Origin of the sequence: Lentibacillus sp. JNUCC-1 (genome assembly GCF_009741735.1) — a bacterium.
Classification (GTDB): domain Bacteria; phylum Bacillota; class Bacilli; order Bacillales; family Amphibacillaceae; genus Lentibacillus_B.
In genome coordinates this window covers 880,574-905,484 of the sequence record NZ_WHOH01000003.1, presented here as the reverse complement: position 1 = coordinate 905,484, position 24,911 = coordinate 880,574, and the positions used below count along the sequence as shown (strand labels likewise).

23 protein-coding genes, 1 pseudogene and 1 other annotated feature are annotated in these 24,911 nt (G+C 42.6%); of the genes and pseudogenes, 1 reads left to right on the top strand and 23 read right to left on the bottom strand.

From position 1 onward, the window contains the following. Positions 1–47: 47 nt before the first annotated feature. Positions 48–1,133: a M42 family metallopeptidase gene (locus JNUCC1_RS14985; protein ID WP_156646195.1), complete on the bottom strand. Its 1,086-nt coding sequence runs from the start codon at positions 1,131–1,133 to the stop codon at positions 48–50. 75 nt (positions 1,134–1,208) lie between these two features. Beyond that, the gene (locus JNUCC1_RS14980) at positions 1,209–1,694 is read right to left on the bottom strand and encodes a dUTP diphosphatase (protein WP_156646194.1); all 486 of its coding nucleotides are present in this window, start codon (positions 1,692–1,694) and stop codon (positions 1,209–1,211) included. Positions 1,695–1,814: 120 nt separating this feature from the next. Between JNUCC1_RS14980 and JNUCC1_RS14975 the strand changes: the two genes are divergently transcribed. Continuing rightward, positions 1,815–2,204 carry a sigma-w pathway protein ysdB gene (locus JNUCC1_RS14975; protein ID WP_156646193.1) on the top strand — a complete coding sequence of 130 codons (390 nt, stop codon included), beginning with the start codon at positions 1,815–1,817 and terminating at the stop codon, positions 2,202–2,204. Positions 2,205–2,233: 29 nt separating this feature from the next. Here JNUCC1_RS14975 and JNUCC1_RS14970 read toward each other — a convergent pair whose 3' ends face one another. The 21 genes and pseudogenes from JNUCC1_RS14970 to icd form a co-directional block, all read right to left on the bottom strand. Beyond that, entirely contained in the window at positions 2,234–2,818 is a 585-nt protein-coding gene (locus JNUCC1_RS14970) for a TVP38/TMEM64 family protein (RefSeq protein ID WP_156646192.1), read from the bottom strand. Positions 2,819–2,875: 57 nt separating this feature from the next. Continuing rightward, entirely contained in the window at positions 2,876–3,145 is a 270-nt protein-coding gene (locus tag JNUCC1_RS14965) for a DUF1294 domain-containing protein (RefSeq protein ID WP_156646191.1), read from the bottom strand. 836 nt (positions 3,146–3,981) lie between these two features. Then, on the bottom strand, positions 3,982–5,670 hold the full coding sequence (locus JNUCC1_RS14960) for an IS1182 family transposase (RefSeq protein ID WP_197431613.1): 1,689 nt from the start codon (positions 5,668–5,670) through the stop codon (positions 3,982–3,984). Positions 5,671–6,105: 435 nt separating this feature from the next. After that, positions 6,106–6,462 carry a 50S ribosomal protein L20 gene (rplT, locus tag JNUCC1_RS14955; RefSeq protein ID WP_156646190.1) on the bottom strand — a complete coding sequence of 119 codons (357 nt, stop codon included), beginning with the start codon at positions 6,460–6,462 and terminating at the stop codon, positions 6,106–6,108. A gap of 43 nt (positions 6,463–6,505) precedes the next feature. Further along, a complete protein-coding gene (gene rpmI / locus JNUCC1_RS14950) occupies positions 6,506–6,703 on the bottom strand; it encodes a 50S ribosomal protein L35 (RefSeq protein WP_156646189.1) in 198 nt (65 codons plus the stop codon). A 28-nt stretch (positions 6,704–6,731) separates the two neighbouring features. Then, complete coding sequence (gene infC, locus JNUCC1_RS14945) at positions 6,732–7,235, bottom strand: translation initiation factor IF-3 (protein WP_156646188.1); 504 nt, start codon at positions 7,233–7,235, stop codon at positions 6,732–6,734. A 64-nt stretch (positions 7,236–7,299) separates the two neighbouring features. After that, positions 7,300–7,429, bottom strand: a sequence feature (ribosomal protein L20 leader region). A gap of 86 nt (positions 7,430–7,515) precedes the next feature. Further along, positions 7,516–9,462 carry a threonine--tRNA ligase gene (thrS, locus tag JNUCC1_RS14940; RefSeq protein ID WP_156646187.1) on the bottom strand — a complete coding sequence of 649 codons (1,947 nt, stop codon included), beginning with the start codon at positions 9,460–9,462 and terminating at the stop codon, positions 7,516–7,518. Between the two features lie 327 nt (positions 9,463–9,789). Next, a complete protein-coding gene (gene ytxC, locus JNUCC1_RS14935) occupies positions 9,790–10,638 on the bottom strand; it encodes a sporulation protein YtxC (protein ID WP_156646186.1) in 849 nt (282 codons plus the stop codon). Positions 10,639–10,769: 131 nt separating this feature from the next. Further along, entirely contained in the window at positions 10,770–11,702 is a 933-nt protein-coding gene (dnaI, locus tag JNUCC1_RS14930) for a primosomal protein DnaI (protein WP_156646185.1), read from the bottom strand. Positions 11,703–11,742: 40 nt separating this feature from the next. After that, positions 11,743–12,132: a DnaD domain protein gene (locus JNUCC1_RS18820; RefSeq protein WP_231784244.1), complete on the bottom strand. Its 390-nt coding sequence runs from the start codon at positions 12,130–12,132 to the stop codon at positions 11,743–11,745. Then, positions 12,129–13,088: a replication initiation and membrane attachment family protein gene (locus JNUCC1_RS14925; RefSeq protein ID WP_231784243.1), complete on the bottom strand. Its 960-nt coding sequence runs from the start codon at positions 13,086–13,088 to the stop codon at positions 12,129–12,131. Before JNUCC1_RS14925 ends, JNUCC1_RS18820 begins: the two co-directional genes overlap by 4 nt. 38 nt (positions 13,089–13,126) lie before the next feature. Beyond that, positions 13,127–13,594 (bottom strand): transcriptional regulator NrdR, encoded by a 468-nt coding sequence (nrdR, locus tag JNUCC1_RS14920; protein ID WP_156646184.1) that lies wholly within the window; start codon positions 13,592–13,594, stop codon positions 13,127–13,129. Positions 13,595–13,613: 19 nt separating this feature from the next. Then, complete coding sequence (locus JNUCC1_RS14915; protein WP_156646183.1) at positions 13,614–14,000, bottom strand: cytosolic protein; 387 nt, start codon at positions 13,998–14,000, stop codon at positions 13,614–13,616. Positions 14,001–14,929: 929 nt separating this feature from the next. Continuing rightward, a complete protein-coding gene (locus tag JNUCC1_RS14910) occupies positions 14,930–15,952 on the bottom strand; it encodes a glyceraldehyde-3-phosphate dehydrogenase (protein WP_156646182.1) in 1,023 nt (340 codons plus the stop codon). Positions 15,953–16,058: 106 nt separating this feature from the next. Then, entirely contained in the window at positions 16,059–16,658 is a 600-nt protein-coding gene (gene coaE / locus JNUCC1_RS14905; protein ID WP_331713810.1) for a dephospho-CoA kinase, read from the bottom strand. Positions 16,659–16,672: 14 nt separating this feature from the next. Further along, positions 16,673–17,500: a DNA-formamidopyrimidine glycosylase gene (mutM, locus tag JNUCC1_RS14900; RefSeq protein WP_156646181.1), complete on the bottom strand. Its 828-nt coding sequence runs from the start codon at positions 17,498–17,500 to the stop codon at positions 16,673–16,675. A 12-nt stretch (positions 17,501–17,512) separates the two neighbouring features. After that, positions 17,513–20,148, bottom strand: a pseudogene (gene polA / locus JNUCC1_RS14895) (DNA polymerase I). A gap of 107 nt (positions 20,149–20,255) precedes the next feature. Then, positions 20,256–21,617 (bottom strand): two-component system histidine kinase PnpS, encoded by a 1,362-nt coding sequence (gene pnpS / locus JNUCC1_RS14890; RefSeq protein ID WP_156646180.1) that lies wholly within the window; start codon positions 21,615–21,617, stop codon positions 20,256–20,258. Beyond that, a complete protein-coding gene (locus tag JNUCC1_RS14885; protein ID WP_331713808.1) occupies positions 21,614–22,309 on the bottom strand; it encodes a response regulator transcription factor in 696 nt (231 codons plus the stop codon). The genes pnpS and JNUCC1_RS14885 overlap by 4 nt, the downstream gene beginning before the upstream one ends. 331 nt (positions 22,310–22,640) lie before the next feature. Then, positions 22,641–23,579, bottom strand: a complete 939-nt coding sequence (gene mdh / locus JNUCC1_RS14880) for a malate dehydrogenase (protein WP_156646179.1) — start codon at positions 23,577–23,579, stop codon at positions 22,641–22,643. Between the two features lie 20 nt (positions 23,580–23,599). Continuing rightward, entirely contained in the window at positions 23,600–24,871 is a 1,272-nt protein-coding gene (icd, locus tag JNUCC1_RS14875) for an NADP-dependent isocitrate dehydrogenase (RefSeq protein WP_156646178.1), read from the bottom strand. Between the last annotated feature and the right edge of the window lie 40 nt (positions 24,872–24,911).

The window sequence follows — 24,911 nt, the reverse complement described above, 5'->3', positions numbered from 1 at the left end:
CATTATAAAAACGGTGCCGCTCCTACACGCGGCACCTTTTTCATATTTTAAGACAAAATAATCTCATTCACCGTATCTTTATCCATCTTTTTAATGGTCGCTACAATTAGCTTCACAGCATTTTCAAAGTCATCACGATGCAGGATGGCTGCATGTGAATGGATATAGCGTGTAGCGATTGTAATGGCGAGCGATGGCACGCCGTTAGCTGTCAGGTGAATGGAGCCTGCATCAGTACCGCCGCCAGCAATAGCAGAATATTGATAAGGAATGTTGTTTTCCTCAGCTGTATCAACAACGAGATCTCTTACACCTTTGTGGGAGATCATAGACGCATCGTAAATAATGATTTGCGGACCTTCACCGAGCTTGCTGTCTGCCTCATGATCCTTAATGCCTGGCGTATCTCCTGCAATCCCTACGTCGACCGCAAAGCCAATATCCGGATTGATCGCATGGGCAGCTGTCTTAGCGCCACGAAGGCCAACCTCTTCTTGAACAGCGCCAACACCGTATACAACGTTTGGATGGTCTGTACCTTTTAGTTGTTTCAACACTTCAATTGCAATGGCACAACCGATGCGATTATCCCAAGCTTTGGCGAGTAGCATTTTGTCATTGTTCATCTGAATGAATTCAAAGTATGGTACTGCTGAATCGCCTGGGCGCACGCCGAATTCTTCAGCTTCTTTTCTGCTTGAAGCACCGATGTCGATAAACATATCTTTAATATCAACCGGCTTTTTACGTGCTTCGGCTGACAGAATATGCGGTGGTTTAGACCCAACCACCCCTGTTACATCACCTTTTGAGGTCATGATCGTTACGCGCTGTGAAAGCATCACTTGACTCCACCAGCCGCCAACGGTTTGGAAATACACAAAGCCATTGTCGTCAATTCGTGTGACCATGAAACCAACTTCGTCCAAGTGGCCGGCCACCATCACTTTAGGGCCGTCTTCTTTGCCGACTTTCTTGGCAATCAGGCTCCCCAGATTGTCTGTCGTCACCTCGTCTGCATACGGAGCAATATAGCGCTCCATGACATCACGAGCTTCTTTTTCATTGCCTGGAATGCCTTTTGCATCTGTTAAATCTTTCAACATGGTCAATGTTTCGTCCAATTTTGCCATATGTAATGAATGCCTCCTTTAATTATTTCATAAATCAGTATACCCTTTTTCCGAAAGCTTTTAAAATATCACGCATCAGTAGCCCTGGTCCTGCCTTGAATAGTTTGTCTTGTTTTTGGCCATATATGCTTCATAAATATCCGCTTCACCGATTTCGAGAAGCTTGCCCAACTCAAGATACGCAACAAATAATTGCTGATAGAGATCTGGTTTTGGCTGTTGGTTAAACAGGGTACAGATAGAAAATACATGATTGAATTGCGTCGTCAGATCATTTGCTGGTGACTGGATGGTTGTCGGTTGATAGCGGTAGCCTTGGTCAATCCCAATCGACATTAAAAAGTGAATCCCATCCACATATTCTTCTTGTACGACAGATTTGGGGCTCGGAGGCTTGTTGCTCCAGAATTTGAAGCATCGTGTTTCATTTGCAAGTTCCCCCAATTCCACCAGAAGGGCAAGGATTTTTTCATTATCCAAATGATGACCTTCCAGTTGATGGTTGTCTTTAATATAATCATCCAGCTCTTTTTGCATGGCGTAAAGCTCGTCCCAATTCATCTATAATCACATCCTTCTCATAACAACGATTATATCATGAGAGAAATATGTAAAATAGTGAAACCTCCTGCCCCTCTCATACGTACAAGAAACAAACACAGTCAGGGAGACGGTTTGATTATGATCATCATCTTTTTTCAAATGCTCATATTCATCGCTTTGATTATTCTTTTTTATACAGCTGTCCAATATTTCCGCAATCCACGCCGGCGTCTTGATCTGGCGCATCGATCCGATGATTTTTACCTGATCGATGAACCAGGAAATAATGTCAAGAATATGCAGTTTGTCTATAAAGGATGCTATTTTGAAGGCGAAAAATATCTTGGCACGACAGAAGATGCTTTTGAAGTGGTTAATATTCAAATAACAGTTCGAGAACCGATGGAGTTACGGGGAATGACGCGTGATGACCTGTATTTCCTAGAAAAAGAAATCCACATTCGTTATCCTTACGCAAAAATTGAATGGAAGCATCCGATTAACCAATTGCTTATAACTGAAGAATGACAAAAGCAGCATGGTCTCCGCAATGGAGATCATGCTGCTTCATTTTGGGCGGGATTAAAGAAATCGTTCCACTTGATAATGACTTCTTTACGTCTGAGGAGGTACAATAATGGCAGGAGCACAAGGAGCAACGGGACAATGTGCATGGGAGACAATTGGGAGATCCACTGGCCAATCGTCGTGTAAACGACAGCGAGCGGAATATTTGAGACAAAGGACGATTTTGCATAATCCCTGAAGCCACCTGTTGTTTCAATCAGGCACAGCGATAACAAATGAAAGTGGATAAATGGCACGAGACGGAGTAATGTAATTTGTGGCATGGTAAAGCTGGAATGGTTGCCAAGAAGTTTCTGTTTTAAAGAAAGTAATTTATTGAGTGTTTGCGGCATCCAACGTATGATCCCGTAAAAAAACAAGCTCGATAACGTAATACCAATAATGGAATAAACAGTACCGGCCACAGCACCAAATAGAACACCGCCTGAAATACATATGAACACAACCGGGAGGAAAAACAATGGACGCACGAGATGAAAACCGATAAACAAGACCGGGGCAAACAAACCGCCCGTTTCCACAAATGCCATCAAGTACTGACCAGCCAGTTCCATACTCAGCCTCCTTTCGGGCATTCCCATACATTAATCTATATGACATAAGACGAGCCTTTATGACAAACCATATTGATTTAGCATATATAGGAGGAGAATCACCTGAAGAACGGAGATGAACGGGAAACCAATCTGAAATGCAAGGTGTTTTGTTTTGTGACGAAACATATACATTCCAATCCACCCACCAAGAGCACCACCAGCCAAAGCCACAATCCACAACGTCTTCTCCGCTATTCGGTATTGCCCATGTCGCGCTTTATATTTATCCATTCCCATCATACAAAACAACACCAAAGACACCACCCCCACATACCCCAACAACATCACTATTCCACCTCTTCCCTTTTCATTTCTTCCTTCTTTAAAAATGCTAAAAAATGAGCCTGATCTAACAGAAGCGTGATTTGCGCTCCCGAGCTTCGTACTCGTGCTGTTCCTGTTCGTGCTGTTCCCGCAGTCAACCATGTATCGCGAAAAGCGCTATACACCACAAGGGGATGAAAATAGATGTAGGGTGGCGATACTAGTGCTACGGCTGGATGAGGAAGGTCGATACTCCTTGGTGCCTTAGAGCCCTACCCGCAGTCTGACTCCTTCGACCACGGCGCATCACTTATTGTTGCTCCCTTTGGGAAGCACTCATGGTAGATTAACCCTATTCTGGTTGTTGCGCCAGCCTTAATAAATAACGGATGCCGTATGTCTTAGGAAGGAGATCAAGAACACATTATCTTACTAACCTAAATGCACCAATACAGCGACGCTCTCATCTTAGTTTTTTAAAAAAACATGAGCTGCGTCTACTTAAATATTGTCTTTTTGCGATTCTTAAGAGATTTAATTTTCATGGTAGGAGTCGACTTCCCTCCGCTCCAATCACTTGATGTTAATCAGCGTTTGGGCCGTTCTGCTCCCAAAAATTAAAAAGAAGGTAAATACTTTTCACCAAGCTCGGGGAAAACACGGAGACTCCTATGGGAGCAAAAGCCTAGGAGCCCTAGACAAAAGTATTTTTTAAAAAGCTAAAGATGGCGTTATTTAACTTTTTTATTGACATAAAATAAATCAAGAAAAAAATAGGTATGACAAATAAACATCACGATTTTAAACTTTCTGCTATTGCGACTAAACGTTCAGCACCTCCTCTCGGGCTTCTTCCATCAGGCGGGATACCGTAGGCTGTTTTCTTTCTCTTGGACCACCTGCTGATATGACAAACTATTCAAGTAGAGCTTGACTATTTTTCGAATGTTGTGCATCACACAGTGTAATTTGAACTCACGGGAGGCATTTTTCTTCCCCCGCATATGCATCTGTTTCCAGCCATCTTGTGTTTGGATATTTCCCCACACTGGTTCTGGTACGCTTTTTCTTTGTCTTAAAATTTCCTTGCCTTTCTCACTATTGGCCTTTGCCTTCGCATCTTCACGAAGACTATCATCTTCCAAATGCCTCTCTATTCTGCGAATACCGTCTGTTGCTTTCGTACATTGCGCACTGAGAGGACATTTTTGGCAAGCTTCTAAATTACTGTACTCCCCAATTTTTCCGGACTTTTTTATTTTTTTTCTCCCCAATGTACTTCCTTCTGGACATGTGTATGTATCAGATGCCGGGTCATAATCAAATTTATCTTTTCCAAACGGACTCTTTAGCTCTGGATAGGATACATAAAAGTCGATGCCTTTATCCTTCATGAAACGAATATTCTCGGCGGAAAAAAATCCGGCATCGGCACCAGCCTGCATCCCTTCCAATGAGCCGCACATGTTTTGCGCATCAAGTAGTGTTGGCTGTAATTCAAGTTGATCAGAAGCGCTGTTGCCCGTGTGTGTACCAAGTATAATATGGGTCTTATCATCCACCCAGGCAAAATTGTTGTAACACTGCTGCACTCCATGATGTTTTGTCATCATAATGTTAGAGTCTGCGTCCGTAAAATTGATTTGCTTTTCCGGTGGGATTTTTTTGTTCCCCTTCTCTTCTTTCCATCTTTGCTCCAGAGCTGTTTTTGCCTGCTCCATCGTGTTGAGTCGATCACTTGTGATCGCAATATCGTTTAACACATTTACCACCTGGTTAAATGTTTCAGATGGAACGTTATTCAGAAGCATAGAAGACGCTTTTAACGTTTCTTCCAAATTCAAGCCCTGCGTTTTCTCAGCCTCATCAAGGTCAAGGTTGAACACTTGCTGTTCTTTTTTCCGAAGTTCTCTTTCGTGTTGTTGTCGTAAAATGTGGTTAACTAATTGGGCCTGATCATGGATACAAGCGTTTAACTTATCATCCGGTACCTGTTCCAAGCTGCTGATGTATGGCTTCATCGTTTCAAATAACGACTCAATATTAATTGATTGATTATCAATTTTCTTTGTTAGACGTTCATAACTCATCGCCTTGTGTTTAGAGGCATTAGCTTGAATCTTTGTACCATCAATATACATACGTTTCCAACCAACCAGGAATAACCCATCACAAATTCCGATGATCTGAATGAAGAGATGATCAACTTCTTCGAATAAGGCATCAATTGTGCGTTCCACCGTTTTATAGCTGGGCATTCGCATGCCGGATAAGATCCATTGTGCGCCAATGCTGTCTTCAGCAAATTGTTGGATTTTCTGCGCCGCATAATGACCATGATACATGGCGTAAAGTATAACTGCTGTCAATTCCCGGCGGGAATAGCGTGGAGCTCCCATAGATAGAGATGCATAGTACCTTAGATCCAGTACATTTGCTAAGTACATAAAGAAACGGGCAGCGTGTGGCTTGTGTTCAACTCTCTCCTGTAATAATTCCTCAAAAAGAACAATCTGATTTGGACAATTCGGGCTGCGATGTGCCATAAAATCTCTCCTCATTTTTTAATCCCAACAAAGAGTACCTAAAAACGATGGTTTTTTTGGGCAAAACAAGGTATAATGAACGGTATAAAGCACTCTTCGTTGGTATGTTTTTCCCAAAAAACATTGTATCATCAAAGGAGTGCTTTTTTCTATGTCCAAATCATGATAAACACCGCACAATAATTTTAATACGTATATTAGTGAAGTTTCGCAATTTACTTCTGTCCAGGGCTCCTAGATGAGACCCCGGAGGTCGTCAGACCGAGGAGGCTCAGCAGCGCCCATGGAAAGCGCAGTGTTTTCCCCGAGCGATAGTCGGAGGCAGATATTAACATCTACCAACATTATGTTTATGTATACTCTCTCATTCATCTACCTTAATCATTAACACAAATAAAGCCGGATCACGTTGGTTGTGTGATCCGGCTCTTGTGATTAGTTAAGTGCAGCTTTGGCTTTTTGGGCGAGCTCTGCAAATGCTTGCTCGTCGTTTACAGCCAAGTCCGACAGCATTTTACGGTTGATATCAATGTTAGCAAGTTTCAAACCGTGCATCAACTTGTTGTAAGACAAGTCATTCATGCGTGCAGCAGCGTTGATCCGTGCAATCCACAACTTGCGGAATTCACGTTTTTTCTGTCTGCGGTCACGGTATGCATACTGACCTGATTTCATAACCTGTTGTTTTGCTGTTTTAAATAACGTTCTTTTCGAACCATAATATCCTTTGGCTAACTTAAGTACGCGTTTACGACGTCTGCGTGTAACGGTACCACCTTTAACACGTGCCATTTTATACCCTCCTAGATAGAAACCATTTCAATTTCAGTAGTGTTTATTTGTATGGAAGCATAGTTTTGATACGACCGTAATCTGCTTCCGAAACTGTCGTGTTTTTGCGTAGTTTACGCTTTTGCTTCTGTGATTTGTTGGCAAACATATGGCTTGTATAAGCATGGGCACGCTTCAGTTTGCCAGTCCCTGTTTTTCTAAAACGCTTCTGTGAGCCTTTATGGCTTTTCATTTTAGGCATAACCATTTCCTCCTATTGTGAGCTTCAATTACTTTTCGCTTATCGGTGCGAGCATCATAAACATGTTGCGGCCTTCCATCTTAGGCCTTGATTCGATTGTTGCAATGTCTTTTACTTCATCAGCAAGACGATCAAGCACTTCTCTGCCGAGTTCCTTATGGGTAATCATACGCCCGCGGAACCGGACAGCCGCTTTAACTTTGTCCCCTTTTTCAAGGAACTTGCGGGCATTTTTTAATTTCGTATTAAAGTCATGATCGCCAATGCCAGGTGTGAAGCGCACTTCTTTAACCTGGATGACTTTTTGTTTCTTGCGGGCTTCTTTTTCCTTCTTCTGCTGCTCGTAACGATACTTTCCGTAGTTCATGATACGACATACGGGCGGTTTTGCGTTCGGTGCAACCAAAACAAGGTCAAGTTCCCGTTTACCGGCAATCTCCAATGCCTCCTGGCGAGATTTCACTCCGAGCTGATCACCGTTTGAATCAATGAGTCTCACTTCTCGTGCACGAATCTTCTCATTGACATTCATATCTTTGCTAATAGCCAGCCACCTCCGTAGAATTTTGGGTTACTGATCCTGACAAGTGACATATGCAAATAAAAAAGTGTCGGTACATAAATGCACCCACACTTCCCCATTTGTTAATCATGAAGAAAGAATTGAACCAGCCAACTGCACGCATGCGTTGAACAGGTGAGAAGCGGGTGCTTCTACTTGTCTCGAGATCAATATTTGTTTCAACCTGTATAGAATACCATGTTTAATTTAAACTGTCAAGGGCTCATTTGCGAAAGTAGCTCAATGAACCTTACCGTTTTGTAAATTCTTTGTTCATAATCACAGCATCAATCATGCTCTTAAATGCATCAAAAGACATGGATTCGGAATCTTTTTCACCGTATCGTCTGACATTGACACTTCCGTCTTTGATTTCAGCATCGCCGACAACAAGGGTGAATGGGATCTTCTCTGTTTGAGCACTGCGGATTTTGTAGCCAATTTTTTCATCGCGTTCATCCACTTCCACACGAATGCCTTCATAACGGAGCTTGTCTGCCATTTCCTCTGCATAGTTAAGATGTGCATCAAGTGATACAGGGATAATTTTTGTCTGAACAGGGGCGAGCCATGTTGGGAATGCGCCTTTGTATTCTTCAATCAAGAAGGCGACGAATCGCTCCATTGTTGATACAACCCCGCGGTGAATGACGACCGGACGATGGTGTTTGCCGTCTTCGCCAATATATGTCAAATCAAACCGTTCTGGCAGATGGAAATCGAGCTGAACTGTGGAAAGTGTCTCGTCTTTTCCAAGGGCTGTTTTAACTTGAACATCCAGTTTTGGCCCGTAAAAAGCTGCTTCCCCGTCTGCTTCAACATATTCAAGATCCATATCATCCATTGTTTCCTTGAGCATGGCTTGTGCTTTTTCCCACATCTCATCGTTATCGATATATTTCTCTTTATCTTCCGGATCCCGGTAAGAAAGACGGAAATAGTAATCGTCAATCCCGAAATCTTTGTACACATGTTGAACGAGCTTAACCACTCGGATAAATTCTTCTTTCAGCTGATCAGGGCGTGCGAAAATGTGGGCATCGTTCAGTGTCATCGCCCGAACTCGCTGCAGGCCTGCCAATGCTCCTGACATCTCATGACGATGCATGGTACCCAGTTCAGCAATTCGAACAGGGAGATTTCGATAGCTGTAGAGCTGATTTTTATAGACCATCATATGGTGCGGGCAATTCATGGGACGCAAGACAAGGTCTTCGTTATCCATTTCCATGATTGGGAACATATCATCCTGGTAGTGCTCTAAGTGACCACTTGTCTTATACAAATCCACGCTGCCCAACACAGGGGTATAGACATGGTCATAGCCAAGACGCTCTTCAAGGTCAACAATGTACCGCTCAATCATGCGGCGAACAGTCGCACCTTTAGGCAGCCAAAGCGGCAGGCCTTGTCCGACTTTTTGTGAAACAGTAAAGATATCCAGTTCTTTTCCAAGCTTACGGTGATCCCGTTCTTTGCGTTCTTCAAGGATGCGCAAATGCTCGTCAAGCTGGCCTTGTTTTTCAAATGCAGTGCCATATATACGCTGAAGCTGCTTATTATTGCTGTCGCCCCGCCAATAAGCCCCTGAGATACTCAGCAATTTAAATGCTTTGATTTTACTGGTCGAGGGCACATGGACACCTCGGCACAAATCCATAAATTCACCTTGCTTATATATGGTAACCTGTTCACCTTCAGGAATGTCGTCGATCAATTCCGGCTTGAGGTCATCCCCTATTTCTTTAAATAACGCTTTTGCTTCATCCCGTGTGACTTCCATCCGCTCGATTTCCAGATTTTCATCGACGATGCGCTTCATTTCTTTTTCAATCTTTGGCAAATCCTCTGGTGTCACATGGTAATCCATGTCAAAGTCGTAATAGAAACCTTCTTCGATGACTGGACCTACACCGAAACTGACGTCTTTATACAGCCTTCTAATCGCCTGGGCCATCAGGTGGGCGGTTGAATGGCGCATAATTTCGATGCCTTCCTGATCACGGTATGTCAAGATTTCAATCTTTCCGCCTTCTGATAGCGGACGGCGCAGATCTACTGGAACGCCGTCAAGTTTAATGGCTAGTGCTTGTTTTTTCAGGCCTGGTGAAATTGATGCGGCAATGTCTTCACCTGTTGTTCCGGATGGAAAAGCTTTTGAATTGCCATCTGGAAATGTTATTTGAATGTCTGTCATACCCAACAACTCCTCTTTTTTGATAAAAATAAAAAAGCCCATCCCTCTGCCTTGGCAAAGGGACGAGCTTTGAGATCGCGGTTCCACCCTCATTTCCGTTCATATGCATGAACGGCTCTGACACCTGTTAACGGAGGTGAACCGCCGTCACTTTTCATGACGGTGTTCTAAGGTGGTAATCAATCACTGTGCAGGGGAAGTTTTCAGCCGGGGACTTCCTTCTCTTTTCAGCATCTTGGTCATTGATCATGGCCTTGTCATAACAATACAGTATCTTGATTTATGAACATTATAGCGGCCATTGTGCTGAAAAGCAAGTCATGTCCATTAATTTTCCAGCTCAAGTGCAAAAGGAAAGTTTTCCAGCGGTTCAAAATGCGCACGTTCCTGAAACACATTAATGACTGTTAGCGTTTTTGCTTCGGAAGGGTCATCTCCGTAAATTCTGACTTTCTCAGGCGCCAGTGTAATTAAAGGGGCAAGATTATATTCATTTTTATCAAGTCCTACAATATATAAGGGCTCTTTATGCATAATCATGCGCAGCTCCATAGCGGAAAACTTCTTCCCGCTTGGCTTATAAAACATAAAATCCTTGCCTTGTACAACATGAAGCACCGGGTATGTGGTCGCTTTTTGCTTCACATATTCTCTTAAAGTATGAACAAATGCCTGATGCTCCTCTTCCCGTTTAAATTCATCAATGGCCAGTCCGACATAATGGATGAGCTGGTCTTTAAAGACTTGAAAACGAAAATTAACGATTGAATCGAAATGAACCGTCGTTGACTCCTTAATATTCGTCAGGAAGATTGTCTTGATTACCTGAGCCGGATCCTTATAATTTTTGACACGCTGACTGTCTTCATCCTCCCCAAAGAAGATCCAGTGTGTCAATGCAAGAATGCGTTCCATTTCAACGGTGCGCGTGTAGTAAAAGTTGTAATGGATAATATCGTTAATCATTCTGGATAACCGGTGTTCGATAAACACGTCAACCATTGACTTAGATATCGTATCCAATCGTTCTACAGTTGGCATATTGTCATTAAATGAAATGCGATGACCCCAATCCTCCTCAGTCTGCCAGTGAAGTGCTATCTTTTTATTATGCCGGAATAAAAATTCACAAAAACTGATGACCTCCTGATCCGATTTGAAATAAACTTCAAACAACTCCATCACCCTCACCAAATAACGAACTGATACATTATATGGTCGTGATGAGTGAAACATGTATTCAGTTAAGAAACTAGCTATGGTAGTTTCTCCGGTATTGCTCAGATCAAAGGTTTCAGCATCCAGGTCTATTCTTCGCGTCGATTTGGACCATAAATCTCCACTTCTCGACTAACTTGCCGGATGCGTTCGATCACACGCCCTGCTTTAACCTCTTCCACACCGCCTCGGTTAGAAAAAGCAAGCTGTTCTTGTAATTGCTTCAAGGTATAATTGGATGTAAAGAATACGGGAAGCCGCTCCATCATCCGGTATTGTAAAATACTGCCAAGAATTTCATCTCTGAACCAAGCAGATTGGGTTTCCGCACCGATATCGTCAAGCATCAACACATCCGCTTTCTTAAAGTGTTCAATCTTCTCATTAATTGAATCGTCTTTGATAGAGGTCTTCATCTCCCGGACGAACTCTGGCATGTAAATGAGCATGGAGGAGATGCCAATATCTTTTAGCTTATTAGCTACCGCCCCAAGAAAATACGTTTTTCCCACCCCGAATGGACCCGAGAAAAAAATCCCCTTGGATGGCAACTCTGTTTTCGCTTTGTTTAAAAATGTTAATGCTGCTGTGATAGCCTCACTTCTCGTTGCATCAGGATCCAAATCGTCTACTGATGCAGACAGAATTTCTTTTGGCACATAAAGACTCTGGATCAGTTGTTGCTGTTTGGCTGTTCGTTCATGTGCAAGCATTGAATGACATTTTTCATAGGATAAATGAATATCGCCCTGATCCACGTGCAATACCGGCGAATACCCCTTTATGATGTTAATACAAGATCCAAACGATGAGCACCTGTCACATTGTTTGGATTGCGTGCTGAATTCGTACAGTTTGATTAGATTTTTTTCAATAACGGCATCACTTAATTCAGGGTGACCATCGAGAAACTGCTTGATTTCTGGGTCATTCAGTACGTTTTGTTTCATATTTGTATAATTTTCTTTAAAACTTTCGTTATCCTTCATCCATTTGTGTAAGGCGGACTGGATTTTCTTCATCGATATCACCCCTTATGTTATCAATTGAATATGTGTGGTTCTAGCTTCCTTCAGAGAACTCTTTCAGCATGGCTGCCAGCTTCTCTCTTTCCTTAGCATCATCCAATTTATCGGAGTCTTTGGCAGATGGCTGTGAAGGATTCTGCTGTTGTCGTTCTCTAAACCAGTCTGGAACCACTTCTTTATTGTAAGACTTCCGGTTGTTTTTCTGCTTGTTTTGGTATGCCGTTCGTTTATTCAACTGATCTTTGGCAAATTTCATGGCCTCTTGAGCATTCTTAAGTTTTGCGCGTGACCAGTGACTCGCAATTTTAGCAAGATAATTCTTAGTCAACCTCATATCGGTTTGCAGCAATACATAGTGGATCAACACGTTCATCACAGGTGCCGGCAAATTCTGTGACGTCATAACTTCTGCTATGATTTTCATATCTTGTTCGGATGCCTGCCCCCGCTCGAGAAGTCTTCAAGCAATTCTTTCGGGGACATGGTTTCCAGTCTTTGGACAAGTTGTTCCTCTTTTGTGGCGGGTGGTTCTGTTACTTCTCTTTCCTCAGTTGCGCTTAATTCTTTTTCGGCGAGCTGGACCGGCTGGTTTGGATAGGTTGCTTTAAATAAATCATGGCACGCGGTTTGGAATTCGGATGCGTCAATATGATTATCTTCTGTAAGCGCCCATAACAAAGCCTTTTCCAAATCAAGCTGGGTAAGGCCGTACACGGACATCATTTGAGCGATGAGTGTTTTATTTTGAGGCGTCAAAACCTGGTTAACCGGTATCATGCGTTGCTTCAACATTCGTCTCATCCAAGAGAAATCCACATTCTCCAAAGGTGGTGAAGCTGCTGAAGCTTCTGCATCTCCTTCATTGACGATTGCTTTACCATCCGGTACGAACGTCTGAAAAACATCCTGGAATGATGCCGTTATGTCTCTTTCCACATTAAATGACGGCTGAGTGATAAATTGGTGTTTCAAACGTTTGAATCGCTCTTCACCAATATGATGGTATAACAATTGGGCCAGCATCGCATCATTAAAAAAATTTGATGGGGAGAAAGGCGGCTGAAGCTCATACAGGTACACCATCTGTTCCGACTTCGCTTTATATGTCTTTAAAAGCCCGATCGCTTCCAGTTTTAATCTGGCCCGGTATATCCGGTCCAGAGGCAGATTTAAATAACTCATCAGCGTATGATGTGTTTGGGGTGTGTTATTTCTTTGGATGTGCCTGTCTTCTGCCAGTGTGAAATATAATGCTGTTGCCTCTATGCCGATCAGTGGCTGGTATAAATGACTTAACGCCATCGTATAGTTAACCGGCATCGTAGCATTTAATTTTACAGCGTAACCGTCAACAGGCAATAATTTACCAATAGCATTCATCTTTGTTCCTCCCATGACGATTATGCATCCGATTGTTTTCAGTTCTCATGCTTGTCTGTTTTAATCAAGTCCGTCAACTCATCCAGGAAAACACTTAGGTCCTTGAACTGACGGTAAACAGAGGCAAACCGGACGTATGCCACCTCATCAACATCTGATAAGTGGGTCATAACCAGCTTTCCTATGTCATCACTGTGTACTTCAGAATTTCCTGAGCTGCGCAATTCTTTCTCACATTGAAGGGCTATATTTTCAATCGTTTCAATTGGAACAGGCCGTTTTTCACATGCCTTAATTAGCCCCCCTGTAATCTTTTGTCTGCTGAATTCCTGTCGATTACCGTCCTTTTTCACAACAATAAGCGGGACTTCTTCAATCCGTTCGAATGTTGTAAAGCGGAATCCGCAATTTTCACACTCGCGTCGTCTTCGGATCGCTCTCCCTTCTTCAATCGGGCGAGAGTCAAGCACTTTTGTACTTTTAGAATCGCAATTTGAACATTTCATATGATTGACCTCTTTCTCGTTAGTTTCGGTCCAATGGTGTAAAATGCTGATCAATTTGAGCATAGAGCTGTTGAATGATCTTGTTACTGTGGCCGAAGTCAAAAGGCAGGGCAGATTCTGATGTAACTGAGAAGTCGATCGCCGTCTGAAAAGGCCTGACCATAATCACAGTTACAATAATAAATACTTTCCGGCCTTTTTTTGTATAAACACTGATTTCTCCGTGTTCCTTGGAAATGGCATTCAGGTCATAAAGCTGCTGGTCTGAAAACATTTCTTCCAATTTGGCCATGGCTTTGTCTTTTGTTGTTTTATAGTAATGGGATACGAGCGCAGGATCATCATGACGCTCCCGTGTTTCAGCGTGATTTGTGAAATATTTAGCAACCGTTTGGCGCAAGGACATAAACGAACACCTCTAAATGATCTTATTTTGAAAACGCACATTATGTATACCTTACATTTTAACATGTTTTACACAAATCGACTAATCTTCTTATTCTACAACTAAACAAGTCGAACGTTAAAAAGAGACAGCCACTCAATTTGGATGGCTGTCTCTCTTTTTAGTTTTCCAATCGCTTTTCTGAAGCCTTGGTGTGTTACAGCAGAAACTTATAATGATTAGTAAACACAAATTGCGACGTAGAGAAAGCTGGAAATGACTGCCTCTGGCAACCGCTCGGGGAAAACACTGCGCTTTCCATGGGCGCTGCTGAGCCTCAGGCCCACAGGATGTGGGTCATGAAGGCGTTGCGACAGGACGTCGCGGTTTTAGCCTTCCTTCCCCTATACCGCGCTCCGGGGTCTCACCGAGGCTTTTGCTTCCATAGGAGTCTCCGTGTTTTCCCCGAGCTTTGTGAGATGTGTTAATTACCTCACGCTTGTGCGAGTAGAACCGTCCAAGCACTATTTTTAAACAAAGTGATTGTAGCGGAGGGAAGTCGACTCCTGCGGGAACAGCACGAGTCCGAAGACCCCACAGTGAGTACATTAAGGATGGTCGACTAAGACCGTCCTTTGCGGACAACGTCGACATACCCCTTGCCGGGGCAAGGAGGCATCAGGGGATGTTCGATTAAAACCGGCGCGTCCTGCGCCAACATCGAACGACCTGCGTCCTGCAGGCCCCTTGGCTAGAAGACACTGTGAAAGTGATTTTCTTGAACAGATGTCGCACTTGAGCTGTGATGAAGTTAAAGCGACTTCCCGCAGCGGAAATCACGGTCTTCTCGTAAACTTATATGAGGATTTTCCTTCATACTCACTTACGTCGCAGTATACGGAAGCAATGCTTTAATTTCCTGGAAAACCCTATGCAAATGCAGATAATGTTTATGCTGTTTGTGTGGTCGTTAGTTTACTGCCGATATAGGCTGTGAGGTCAACGACGCGTTTGGAGTAGCCCCATTCGTTGTCGTACCAGGCCAGTACTTTAATCTTTGAGTCTTCCATTACGATTGTTGATAAACCATCTATAATTGCGGAATGATCGTTTGTTGTGTAGTCAATTGATACAAGTGGTTCTTCACTGTATTCGACAATACCAGGCATCGTCTCTTCAGCTTGTTTCAGAGCAGTGTTGACTTGTTCTGCAGTAACGGTTTCTTCTACATCTATGACCAAATCAACCAATGAAACGTTTGGTGTCGGAACGCGCAGTGCCATGCCGTGAAGCTTCCCGTTTAAATGTGGCATAACTTCCCCGAGTGCTTTTGCTGCACCTGTAGAAGTTGGAATAATAGATTGCGTGCAGCCTCTGGCCCGTCGTAAATCTTTGTGTGGGTTATCTAAATTGTTTTGATCAGTTGTAAAGGCGTGAACCGTTGTCATGAGACCGTTTACAATTTTGAAATGATCATCAATGATTTTAACAACTGGCGCAAGACAGTTCGTGGTGCATGATGCGTTTGAAACGACGTGATGCTGGTCTGAATCATATTCTTGATCATTCACACCCATGACAATCGTTTTATCGACTTGTTTTCCCGGAGCGGTAATGACAACTTTACGTGCCCCTGCTTCGAGATGACGACTTGCCTCTTTTTTTGAGTTGAATTTACCTGTTGCTTCAATGGCAACATCAATCTCGTATTGTTTCCAGGGCAGCTTTTCAGGTTCCCGGTTATTAACAATCCAAACCTTTTTGCCATCCACTTCAAGGTGATCTGAATGCGCTTTAACTTCACGGCTGAACTTGCCATGGACACTGTCATAGGCAATTAAATGTGCAAGTGTTTCAGAGGGGTACCTTGCATTAATAGCCACAACTTCTAATTGATCATCCAGGATGGCCTGGCGAAAAACCATTCTGCCGATACGTCCGAATCCATTAATGGCAATACGTGTTCTAGTCATATACTGATCCTCCTGTTTATGCCACACTTTATTGTGTTTATCTATAAATAGTATAACACATTCAACTTAAAATGTGTCTACCATTTTTATTTTGCCGCCAAATTATTTATAGCACTTGCCAGCAGCGCAAGATCTCTTGCAGTTGCTTGTAGGTTTCGGACTTTGTCCCATTATTATCAACCACCGCGTCTGCCTGTTTGGCTTTTTCCGTGATTGGCATTTGAGAATTAATACGCTGTCTGGCATGTTCTTCCGTAAAGCCATCCCGCTCCATCAGCCGCTTTAATTGGGTAGCTGGATCAACGGCTACCACAATCGTGCGGTCTACAAAGTGGGTTAACTTACTTTCAAATAAAAGCGGGATGTCCAAAACAACAGCTGCTGCCCCTGTCTCGATCAGAGCATCCCGGCTCTTTAACATTTCCTCCCGTACTGCCGGGTGTACAATGGCATTCAGCTTGTTGCGTTTGCCTTCATCCGCAAAAACAATTTCCCCCAGTTTTTTTCTATCAATTGTTTTATCTGTTCTTAGAATATCCTCACCAAACGTTTTAACAATCTCTGTATAACCTTTTTCACCTGGACGAACCACAACACGTGCGAGTTTGTCTGCATCGACCACAGGAATGTCAAAGTCATCAAACATCAGGGAGACTGTGCTTTTTCCGCTTGCGATGCTGCCTGTAAGTCCAATAACAAGAGTCACTTTTGATCTACCTCCTAAAACGTTTGGCAAGATGTGCAAATATGGGTGCCGCGCCCTGCTGCTTTCAGCTTAACAACAGGGGCACCGCACACTGGGCAAGGTTGGCCGGTTTGCCCGTAAACCGCTAGCTTTTGCTGAAACATACCCATCGCACCTTGTGTATTAACGTAAGAACGAATGGTGGTTCCACCTTGGCGAACGGCCTCAGCCAACGTATCAATAGCTTGAGCATGCACATCCGCTATTTCCTTTTTGGTCAAGGTGTTGGCCGGTTTAAGTGGGTGAACCTGTGCTTTAAACAAGGTCTCATCAACATAAATATTACCAAGACCAGCGACAATTGACTGATCCAACAAGACCGCTTTTATGACGCGATTGGTTTTTTGACATTTTTCATTAAGGTTATCAACCGTAAAGGTTGTTTCAAAGGGATCTGGTCCGAGCTGATTTAAAGGTTTCTGTGTCAACTCGGTGCCTTTTACAAACAAGTGCATCGTGCCGAATTTGCGGACATCATTGTATCGGAGCTGCTCACCTGTATTCAAATCGAAAACGACATGCGTGTGTTTTTTGACCGGCTCATTGCCGGCATCCACTGAATATTTACCTTCCATCCGCAAATGCGACACCAGGACATAGTCATTCAGCTGAAACATAAGGAATTTACCTTTGCGTTTGACGTCTTGAATGGTTTGACCTTTAATCCATTCCTTAAATACCCCTACGTCGTCTGGATGTTTAATCATTTTCGGCCAGTAAACATCGGCTTTCGTAATGGTTTTATTCAGAACAAGATGTTTCAGTGTTTCTTTGATTGTTTCAACTTCAGGCAGTTCTGGCATATTGTTTTCTCCTTACTTTGCATCAAACCAGCTGTCTCCATATGCATATTCGACTTTAAGCGGCACTGCCAGTTCCATCGTATGCTCCATAACCGCTGGTACCATTTCTTTTAATTGCTCAATCTCCTCTTGAGGTGCTTCCAATATGAGTTCGTCATGAACCTGAAGCAGCATGCGTGCCTGCATATTTTCATCAAGGAGTTTGTCTTTCAAATCGATCATTGCTTGCTTAATAATATCAGCGGCACTGCCTTGGATTGGCGTGTTCATCGCTGTTCTTCCCGCAAAACTCCTTCTGTTGAAGTTGCGGCTTGTGATCTCGGGCAAATATCGTCTGCGATGTTTAAGCGTTGTAACGTAACCGTTTTGTTTCGCTTCTTTCACGATATTGTCCATATATTCTTTAACGCCAGGGTAACTTTCAAAATAGCGTTCAATAAACGTTTTTGCTTCTTTACGGGTGATACCAAGGTTTTGAGAGAGGCCGTAATCGCTGATGCCATATACTATTCCAAAATTGACTGCTTTTGACTGACGGCGCATATTTGCTGTCACGTCATTTCTATCAACATGAAAAACATCCATTGCTGTTTTTGTATGAATGTCTTCCCCTTCTTTAAATGCTTCAATCAACTTTTCATCTTCTGCGATGTGGGCAAGTACGCGCAGTTCGATTTGAGAATAATCGGCAGCAAACATCACCCAGCCGGGTTCTGAAGGCACAAAAGCTTGCCTAATCTTCCGGCCTTCTTCCAGTCTGATCGGAATGTTTTGCAAGTTCGGTTCTATAGAACTGAGACGGCCTGTTTGTGTCAGGGCTTGATTGAATCGAGTGTGAATTTTTTGTGTTTCCTCATCTACAACCTTCAACAATCCTTCTATATAAGTTGATTGTAATTTGCCCAGTTGTCTGTATAAGAGTAACTTCGGGATAATATCATGTTCACCTTCAAGTTGTTCCAGCACGTCGGCTGCCGTTGAATAACCCGTTTTCGTTTTCTTAATGACAGGAAGACCGAGCTTCTCAAACAGGATTGGGCCCAGTTGCTTAGGAGAATTCAAATTAAATGTTTCCCCCGCTAGTTCGTATATGTCATTTGCAAGGTCATCCAACCGCTTCTTTAAATCCTCGCCCATTTCTTTCAGACGGTCGACGTCAACTTGTACACCCGTATGTTCCATGTCACCCAATATAAGAGCTAGTGGAAGTTCAAGCTCTGTCAGAAGTTCAAGTTGATCATTCGCTTTTAATTCCTCTGTCATAATAGATTCCATTTCATGTAATGCAGAAGCTTTACGCACAAGATGTTCCCCAAGAACTTCGTCATCAGGACGCTTCAATTTAGCCCCTTTACCATACACTTCTTCGTCATACTGAACACCATCAACGCTCATCCGATTGGCAATTGATGGAATGTCATGATGGTTTTCAGATGGGTCTATCAAATAGGAAGCAAGCAACGCATCAAAATGAATTCCTTTAATTTGAATCCCATGATTTAAAAGGGAGACACGGGTTTGTTTCGCATCAAAAACCGTTTTCTTCTGCTTCTCATCTTCAGCCCATTTTTTAAAAGGGGCGGAATCAGCAATTACATCGTTTGGTATAAACAATTTATGATGTTCATTAACGACCGCAATTCCTTCAACAGGAGCTGTATGGTAATTATCTGATAAGATTTCCACAATTAAAACGCTAGGGTCCTCCAACATATCAGGCGTAATATCGCGTACAACTTCATAATCAATATCAGCTAATTCCTGATTGTGATCCGTGTCGTCATTATCGTTATTCTCCACTTTTCGAAGCAAGGACTTAAAACCTAACTCTTTGAAAAATTGATTGACTTTTTGAGGGTCAAACGTTTCATAGCCAATATCATTCAAAGATATCGTGATTGGGGTGTCGCGTTTAATTGTCACCAGCTCACGACTCATGAAGGCATCCTCTTTATGATTCTCAAGATTCTCTTTCAGCTTCTTGCCACTAACGTCTTCAAGGTTCTCATAAACGGCGTCAAGCGTCTCGAATTGCTTTAAAAGTTTAAGAGCGGTTTTCTCACCCACCCTGGAACGCCGGGAATATTGTCCGAACTATCTCCCATCAAAGCTTTATAATCAATGATTTGATCCGGACGAATGCCCATCTTTTCCTGCATATAATCAGGTGAGTATGTTTCAACATCACTAATGCCTTTTTTTGTGAGGGTCACATTCACGTGCTTGTCCACAAGCTGAAGCAGATCTTTATCACCCGAAACGACTTTCACTTCCCAATCCCCATCGGCAAGGGTCGTAAATGTGCCAATGATATCATCAGCTTCATATTGAGACAGCTGATAGTGAGAGATCCCAAAAGCATCCAAGAGCTCGTGTGCAACCGGAAACTGTTCTGACAGCTCAGGCGGTGTTTTTTGACGACCGCCTTTATATTCTTTATATGTTTCATGTCGAAATGTTGTCTTTCCCGCGTCAAATGCAACCAGCATATGTGTCGGCTTTTCCTCTTCAAGCATACGCATAAGCATCGTTGTAAAACCGTATACGGCATTTGTATAAACGCCCTTATCATTGTTTAACAGTGGCAAAGCGAAAAATGCCCTGTATAAAATACTGTTACCATCAATTAAAACCAATTTATTTCCCAAAAAACCACTCCTCTGTTTCATGGTCCATATTTCCGATATCCTGCCTGCCTTTATTTTACACGATCAAGTGTGTTTAACCAAATAAGTGGTGACCATGAGACAGTTTATTAGTCAGATTGCTTTGGCAAAAGCACACTGACGGTCGTTCCCTTTTGTTCTTCACTGTCAATATGAATTTGTCCATTATGCACTTCTACAATATGCTTGACGATGGCAAGACCAAGGCCTGTTCCACCGGTATTTCTGCTCCGGGCCTTATCGACGCGGTAAAACCGTTCAAATACCCGCTCCATTTGAGCTTTGCTGATGCCAATTCCAGTATCTGTAACAGATATAACAATACCTTCGTCTTTTTCTGTAACAAATAAAGTGATATTACCATATTCCGGTGTGTATGCAATGGCATTATCCAATAAATTAATGATCATCTGCTTAACTTGTTCACTATTGCCCATCAAGCTAAGTTGATCCTCTGTTTGTTTTTTATAGCTGATGTTTTTCATATCTGCTTTTCGCTTAATCATGGGATTAATATCCTCGATAATTTGAGTAAGATCAACCTCATTAATGACAGGGTGAAAATCGTCTTTTTCCAGCATCGATAATGTTAACAGATCTTCAATTAGTAGCTGCAGGCGTTTACTCTCTTTAAAAATAATTTGTAGAAACTCTGTCAAAACTTCAGGATCATTCTTCGCCCCATCCAGGAGCGTTTCCGAGAATCCGTTAATTGATGTGATCGGTGTTTTCAATTCATGAGAGACGTTTGCTACGAAGTCTTTACGCATGCGCTCCAGTTTCTTAAGTTCAGTAATATCATAAAATACAAGAACCACGCCTTTGACGAATTTTCGTTCATTAAATATTGGGGCGCCCACCACTTCCATATCCATACTGTCGTCTTCATTCTTTTTAACAAATGCGTTTTTAACGTTTTTTTCATATAAAAATGTATTTTGTACTGTTTCGTGAATAACCTCATTGTCAAGAACATCGTAATACAAATAGCCTCGATAATAGTCCGATGATTGTCCGAACATCGATAAAAATTTCCGATTGACGAGATGGATATAACCTTTTTCATCGAGAAGTACTAACCCACTTACAGTATTGTCCACAACTGTCATCAGTTGTTCAGACTGAATTTGCTCTTGAAGTGAAAGCTCACTCAAATTTCGAGCTAGTTTATTAATATTTTGGTTGAGTTCGCTGACAAGTCCATTGGCGGGATGATGAACCCTTGCTCTAAAGTTGCCATTAAGCAGCTGAGAAACGGTGTCAATTGCCTTTTGCACTGGTTTGGCGTACCTGTCCAAAAAATAGGTTACTAGAAGCATAAGGATAATATATTGTATGAATAATACCAGTACAAGTATAAAGAGATTATCCACAGCAGTACTCAGGACCCCGCCTGTTACAGCCAGCAGCAAAAATAAACCTAAGCCATACATTATGATTGTTTTTTTCATGGTGCTACATCCTCCAATTTATATCCAAATCCCCGGATCGTCTTTATGTAAGCCGGATTCCTGGTATCAGGTTCTATCTTATCCCGTAAATGACTGATATGTACATCTACAATTCTTGTATCCCCCGCAAATTCATAATCCCACACATCTTTTAGCAGCTGATCGCGTGACAGCACTTTACCTTTGTGCTGAGCTAGAAAATAAAGCAGTTCAAATTGCTTCCGTGTAAATGTCAATGCCTGTCCATTCATCGTTGCTTCATACCGGTCAGGATATATTGCCAATTGTCCAATCCGAATCACGTGCGCCTCATTCTTTTCAAGGGCATGAGAACGTCTTAAAACAGCTCTGATTCTTGCCAAGACTTCCTTTGGACTAAAAGGTTTGGTTAAATAATCATCTGCACCAGAGTCAAGTCCATCAATTTTATCTGACACAGAATCTTTCGCTGTCAGCATTAAAATCGGAGTCATATTATGCTTATTTCGCAAGTGGTGACAAACCTCGATCCCATCCATGCCTGGCAGCATGACATCAAGAATAATCAAGTCAAATTCATGGTGCTCTGCCTTCTCAATGGCTTGCAGACCGTCATATGCCACATCCGTTTCAAACCCGGCTTGCTTCAAATTAAATTCCAGTAACGTCACAATAGAAGCTTCATCATCAACAATTAAAATTCTTTGCACCACGCAACAACTCCCTTAATAATGACATACTACAACCATCTTACAATGAAGCAACCATAAAGTGAACAGATCTATTGTTAAGAAAAATTTACAAATACCACATCCACACAAACCAACAAATTTCCAGTCAACACAAACTGCAAACCAGTGAAAACTTGAAATGACCGCCACTGGCAACCGCTCGGGGAAAGCAACTTCCCGGAGAGCAAATCACGGTGCACTTATATGCATTAATGGGTTTTGACCTACTATGCTTTTTAGTTCGCAGTTCACTTAAAAAAGGTATATAAAAACTTCTTCCCTGCTTATGTGCAGAGAAGAAGTTTTTATTGGCTTATTTTAATAGGTTTAGAACATTTTTTACAGAATCGGCTGATTTGTCAAGGGCGCTTTTTTCTTCGGCTGTGAGATCCAGTTCTATGATCTGCTCAAGGCCATTGCCGCCAATAACCGTAGGGACTCCGAGATAGATATCGTTATATCCATACTCTCCTTCGAGATAAGCAATAGAAGGTAGAACGCGCCGTTGATCCTTTAATACAGCTTCAACCATAACCGTAATTGAAGCAGCTGGGGCATAATATGCACTGCCATTTCCAAGCAAGCCTACTATCTCGCCCCCGCCTTTACGGGTGCGTTCAACAATCTGATCCAGACGATCTTTGGATATTAGCTTCTCCAACGGAATACCGCCTGCATATGAATAGCGGATAAGCGGTACCATATCGTCTCCATGACCACCAAGGACAAAGCCTGTAATATCTTTAACAGACAAGTTTAATTCTTGGGCGACAAACGTTCTGAAACGGGCCGTATCAAGCACACCTGACTGTCCAATAACACGCTCTTTAGGAAAGCCAGTCGTCTTATAAACAGTATAGGTCATCGCATCAACCGGATTGGTCAGGACAATGATGATGCACTCTGGTGAATAGGCAGCTACATCTTTGGCCACCGCTTCCATGATCTTAGCATTGGTGTTGACAAGGTCATCTCTACTCATACCGGGTTTACGCGCAACACCAGCTGTAATAACCACCACATCAGAATCTTTTGTGTCCTTATAATCAGATGTTCCGACTACATTGGCATCAAAACCTTGAACAGGGCTGGCTTCAAGCATATCGAGCGCTCTTCCTTTTGTCGGGTCTTCCATATCCGGGACATCTACGAGCACAACATCACCAAGCTCTTTCTGGGCGAGCATGAGAGCGGTTGTGGCCCCGGTAAAACCTGAGCCAATAACCGATATCTTTTTTCGTTTGATTCCCATGAAGATACCCCCTTTAAGGATTAATCCATATTTTTGATAAGCTCATCGCCGAACTCTGATGTCTTCACTTCTTTGGAATTATCCATCAAGCGAGCAAAGTCATAGGTAACAACTTTTGAAGCGATTGTTTTGTCCATAGCTTTTGTGATCAAATCGCCTGCTTCTCTCCACCCGAGGTGCTCAAGCATCAATACTCCTGATAGAATAACGGATGAAGGATTCACTTTATCCATGCCTGCATATTTTGGCGCTGTACCATGAGTCGCCTCAAAAATGGCGTGTCCTGTGTCATAGTTGATGTTGGCGCCTGGCGCAATGCCGATGCCGCCTACCTGTGCTGCCAAGGCATCTGATACATAGTCACCGTTCAAGTTCATCGTAGCCACAACATCAAATTCATTTGCACGTGTCAAAATTTGTTGTAAGAAGATATCTGCAATTGCATCTTTCACAATGATTTTTCCAGCTGCAACAGCTTCATCTTGTGCTTTGTTTGCTGCTTCTTTGCCATCTTTCTCAACAATGCGATCGTACTCTGCCCATGTAAACACTTTATCGCCGTACTCTTCTTCAGCTACTTCATAACCCCATGCTTTGAATGCACCTTCAGTGAACTTCATAATATTGCCTTTGTGGACAAGGGTCACATTGCGGCGATTTTCATTAAGTGCGTAATCAATCGCAGCACGAACTAGACGCTTGGTGCCTTCTTCGGAAACCGGTTTTACGCCAATACCTGATGTTTCCGGAAAACGAATGTTTTTGACGCCCATTTCATTTTGCAAGAAGTCGATCACTTTTTTGACATCATCTGAACCTTTTTGCCATTCAATTCCGGCATAAATGTCTTCTGTGTTTTCACGGAAAATAACCATATCAACATCTTCTGGCTTTTTAACTGGTGAAGGAACGCCGTTGAAATAACGCACCGGGCGTAAGCATGTAAATAAATCCAGCTCTTGGCGCAACGCCACGTTCAATGAACGGAAACCACCGCCAATAGGAGTTGTCAAAGGCCCTTTAATGGCAATTTTATACTCATCAATGGTATCCAATGTTGCTTTAGGGAGCCATTCTCCTGTTTTGTCAAACGCTTTTTGACCAGCGTAAACTTCTTTCCACTCTATTGCTTTTTTGCCATCATATGCTTTGTCGACAGCTGCTTCAATAACTTTTCGAGCTGCAGCCCAAATATCAGGACCAGTTCCATCGCCTTCAATAAAAGGAATGACAGGACGGTCAGGTACGTTTAAATTCCCATTTTCAACTGTGATTTTTTCTCCTTGTGTCATTTCATTACCTCCATATTGTCTTAAATAATGATATTAATAC

Coding starts and splice junctions, on each gene's coding strand:
- JNUCC1_RS14985 (WP_156646195.1), bottom strand. CDS start 1,133: ATGGCAAAATTGGACGAAACATTGACCATGTTGAAAGATTTAACAGAT.
- JNUCC1_RS14980 (WP_156646194.1), bottom strand. CDS start 1,694: ATGAATTGGGACGAGCTTTACGCCATGCAAAAAGAGCTGGATGATTAT.
- JNUCC1_RS14975 (WP_156646193.1), top strand. CDS start 1,815: ATGATCATCATCTTTTTTCAAATGCTCATATTCATCGCTTTGATTATT.
- JNUCC1_RS14970 (WP_156646192.1), bottom strand. CDS start 2,818: ATGGAACTGGCTGGTCAGTACTTGATGGCATTTGTGGAAACGGGCGGT.
- JNUCC1_RS14965 (WP_156646191.1), bottom strand. CDS start 3,145: ATGTTGTTGGGGTATGTGGGGGTGGTGTCTTTGGTGTTGTTTTGTATG.
- JNUCC1_RS14960 (WP_197431613.1), bottom strand. CDS start 5,670: ATGGCACATCGCAGCCCGAATTGTCCAAATCAGATTGTTCTTTTTGAG.
- rplT (WP_156646190.1), bottom strand. CDS start 6,462: ATGGCACGTGTTAAAGGTGGTACCGTTACACGCAGACGTCGTAAACGC.
- rpmI (WP_156646189.1), bottom strand. CDS start 6,703: ATGCCTAAAATGAAAAGCCATAAAGGCTCACAGAAGCGTTTTAGAAAA.
- infC (WP_156646188.1), bottom strand. CDS start 7,235: ATGAATGTCAATGAGAAGATTCGTGCACGAGAAGTGAGACTCATTGAT.
- thrS (WP_156646187.1), bottom strand. CDS start 9,462: ATGACAGACATTCAAATAACATTTCCAGATGGCAATTCAAAAGCTTTT.
- dnaI (WP_156646185.1), bottom strand. CDS start 11,702: ATGAAGAAAATCCAGTCCGCCTTACACAAATGGATGAAGGATAACGAA.
- JNUCC1_RS18820 (WP_231784244.1), bottom strand. CDS start 12,132: ATGAAAATCATAGCAGAAGTTATGACGTCACAGAATTTGCCGGCACCT.
- JNUCC1_RS14925 (WP_231784243.1), bottom strand. CDS start 13,088: ATGAATGCTATTGGTAAATTATTGCCTGTTGACGGTTACGCTGTAAAA.
- nrdR (WP_156646184.1), bottom strand. CDS start 13,594: ATGAAATGTTCAAATTGCGATTCTAAAAGTACAAAAGTGCTTGACTCT.
- JNUCC1_RS14915 (WP_156646183.1), bottom strand. CDS start 14,000: ATGTCCTTGCGCCAAACGGTTGCTAAATATTTCACAAATCACGCTGAA.
- JNUCC1_RS14910 (WP_156646182.1), bottom strand. CDS start 15,952: ATGACTAGAACACGTATTGCCATTAATGGATTCGGACGTATCGGCAGA.
- mutM (WP_156646181.1), bottom strand. CDS start 17,500: ATGCCAGAACTGCCTGAAGTTGAAACAATCAAAGAAACACTGAAACAT.
- pnpS (WP_156646180.1), bottom strand. CDS start 21,617: ATGAAAAAAACAATCATAATGTATGGCTTAGGTTTATTTTTGCTGCTG.
- mdh (WP_156646179.1), bottom strand. CDS start 23,579: ATGGGAATCAAACGAAAAAAGATATCGGTTATTGGCTCAGGTTTTACC.
- icd (WP_156646178.1), bottom strand. CDS start 24,871: ATGACACAAGGAGAAAAAATCACAGTTGAAAATGGGAATTTAAACGTA.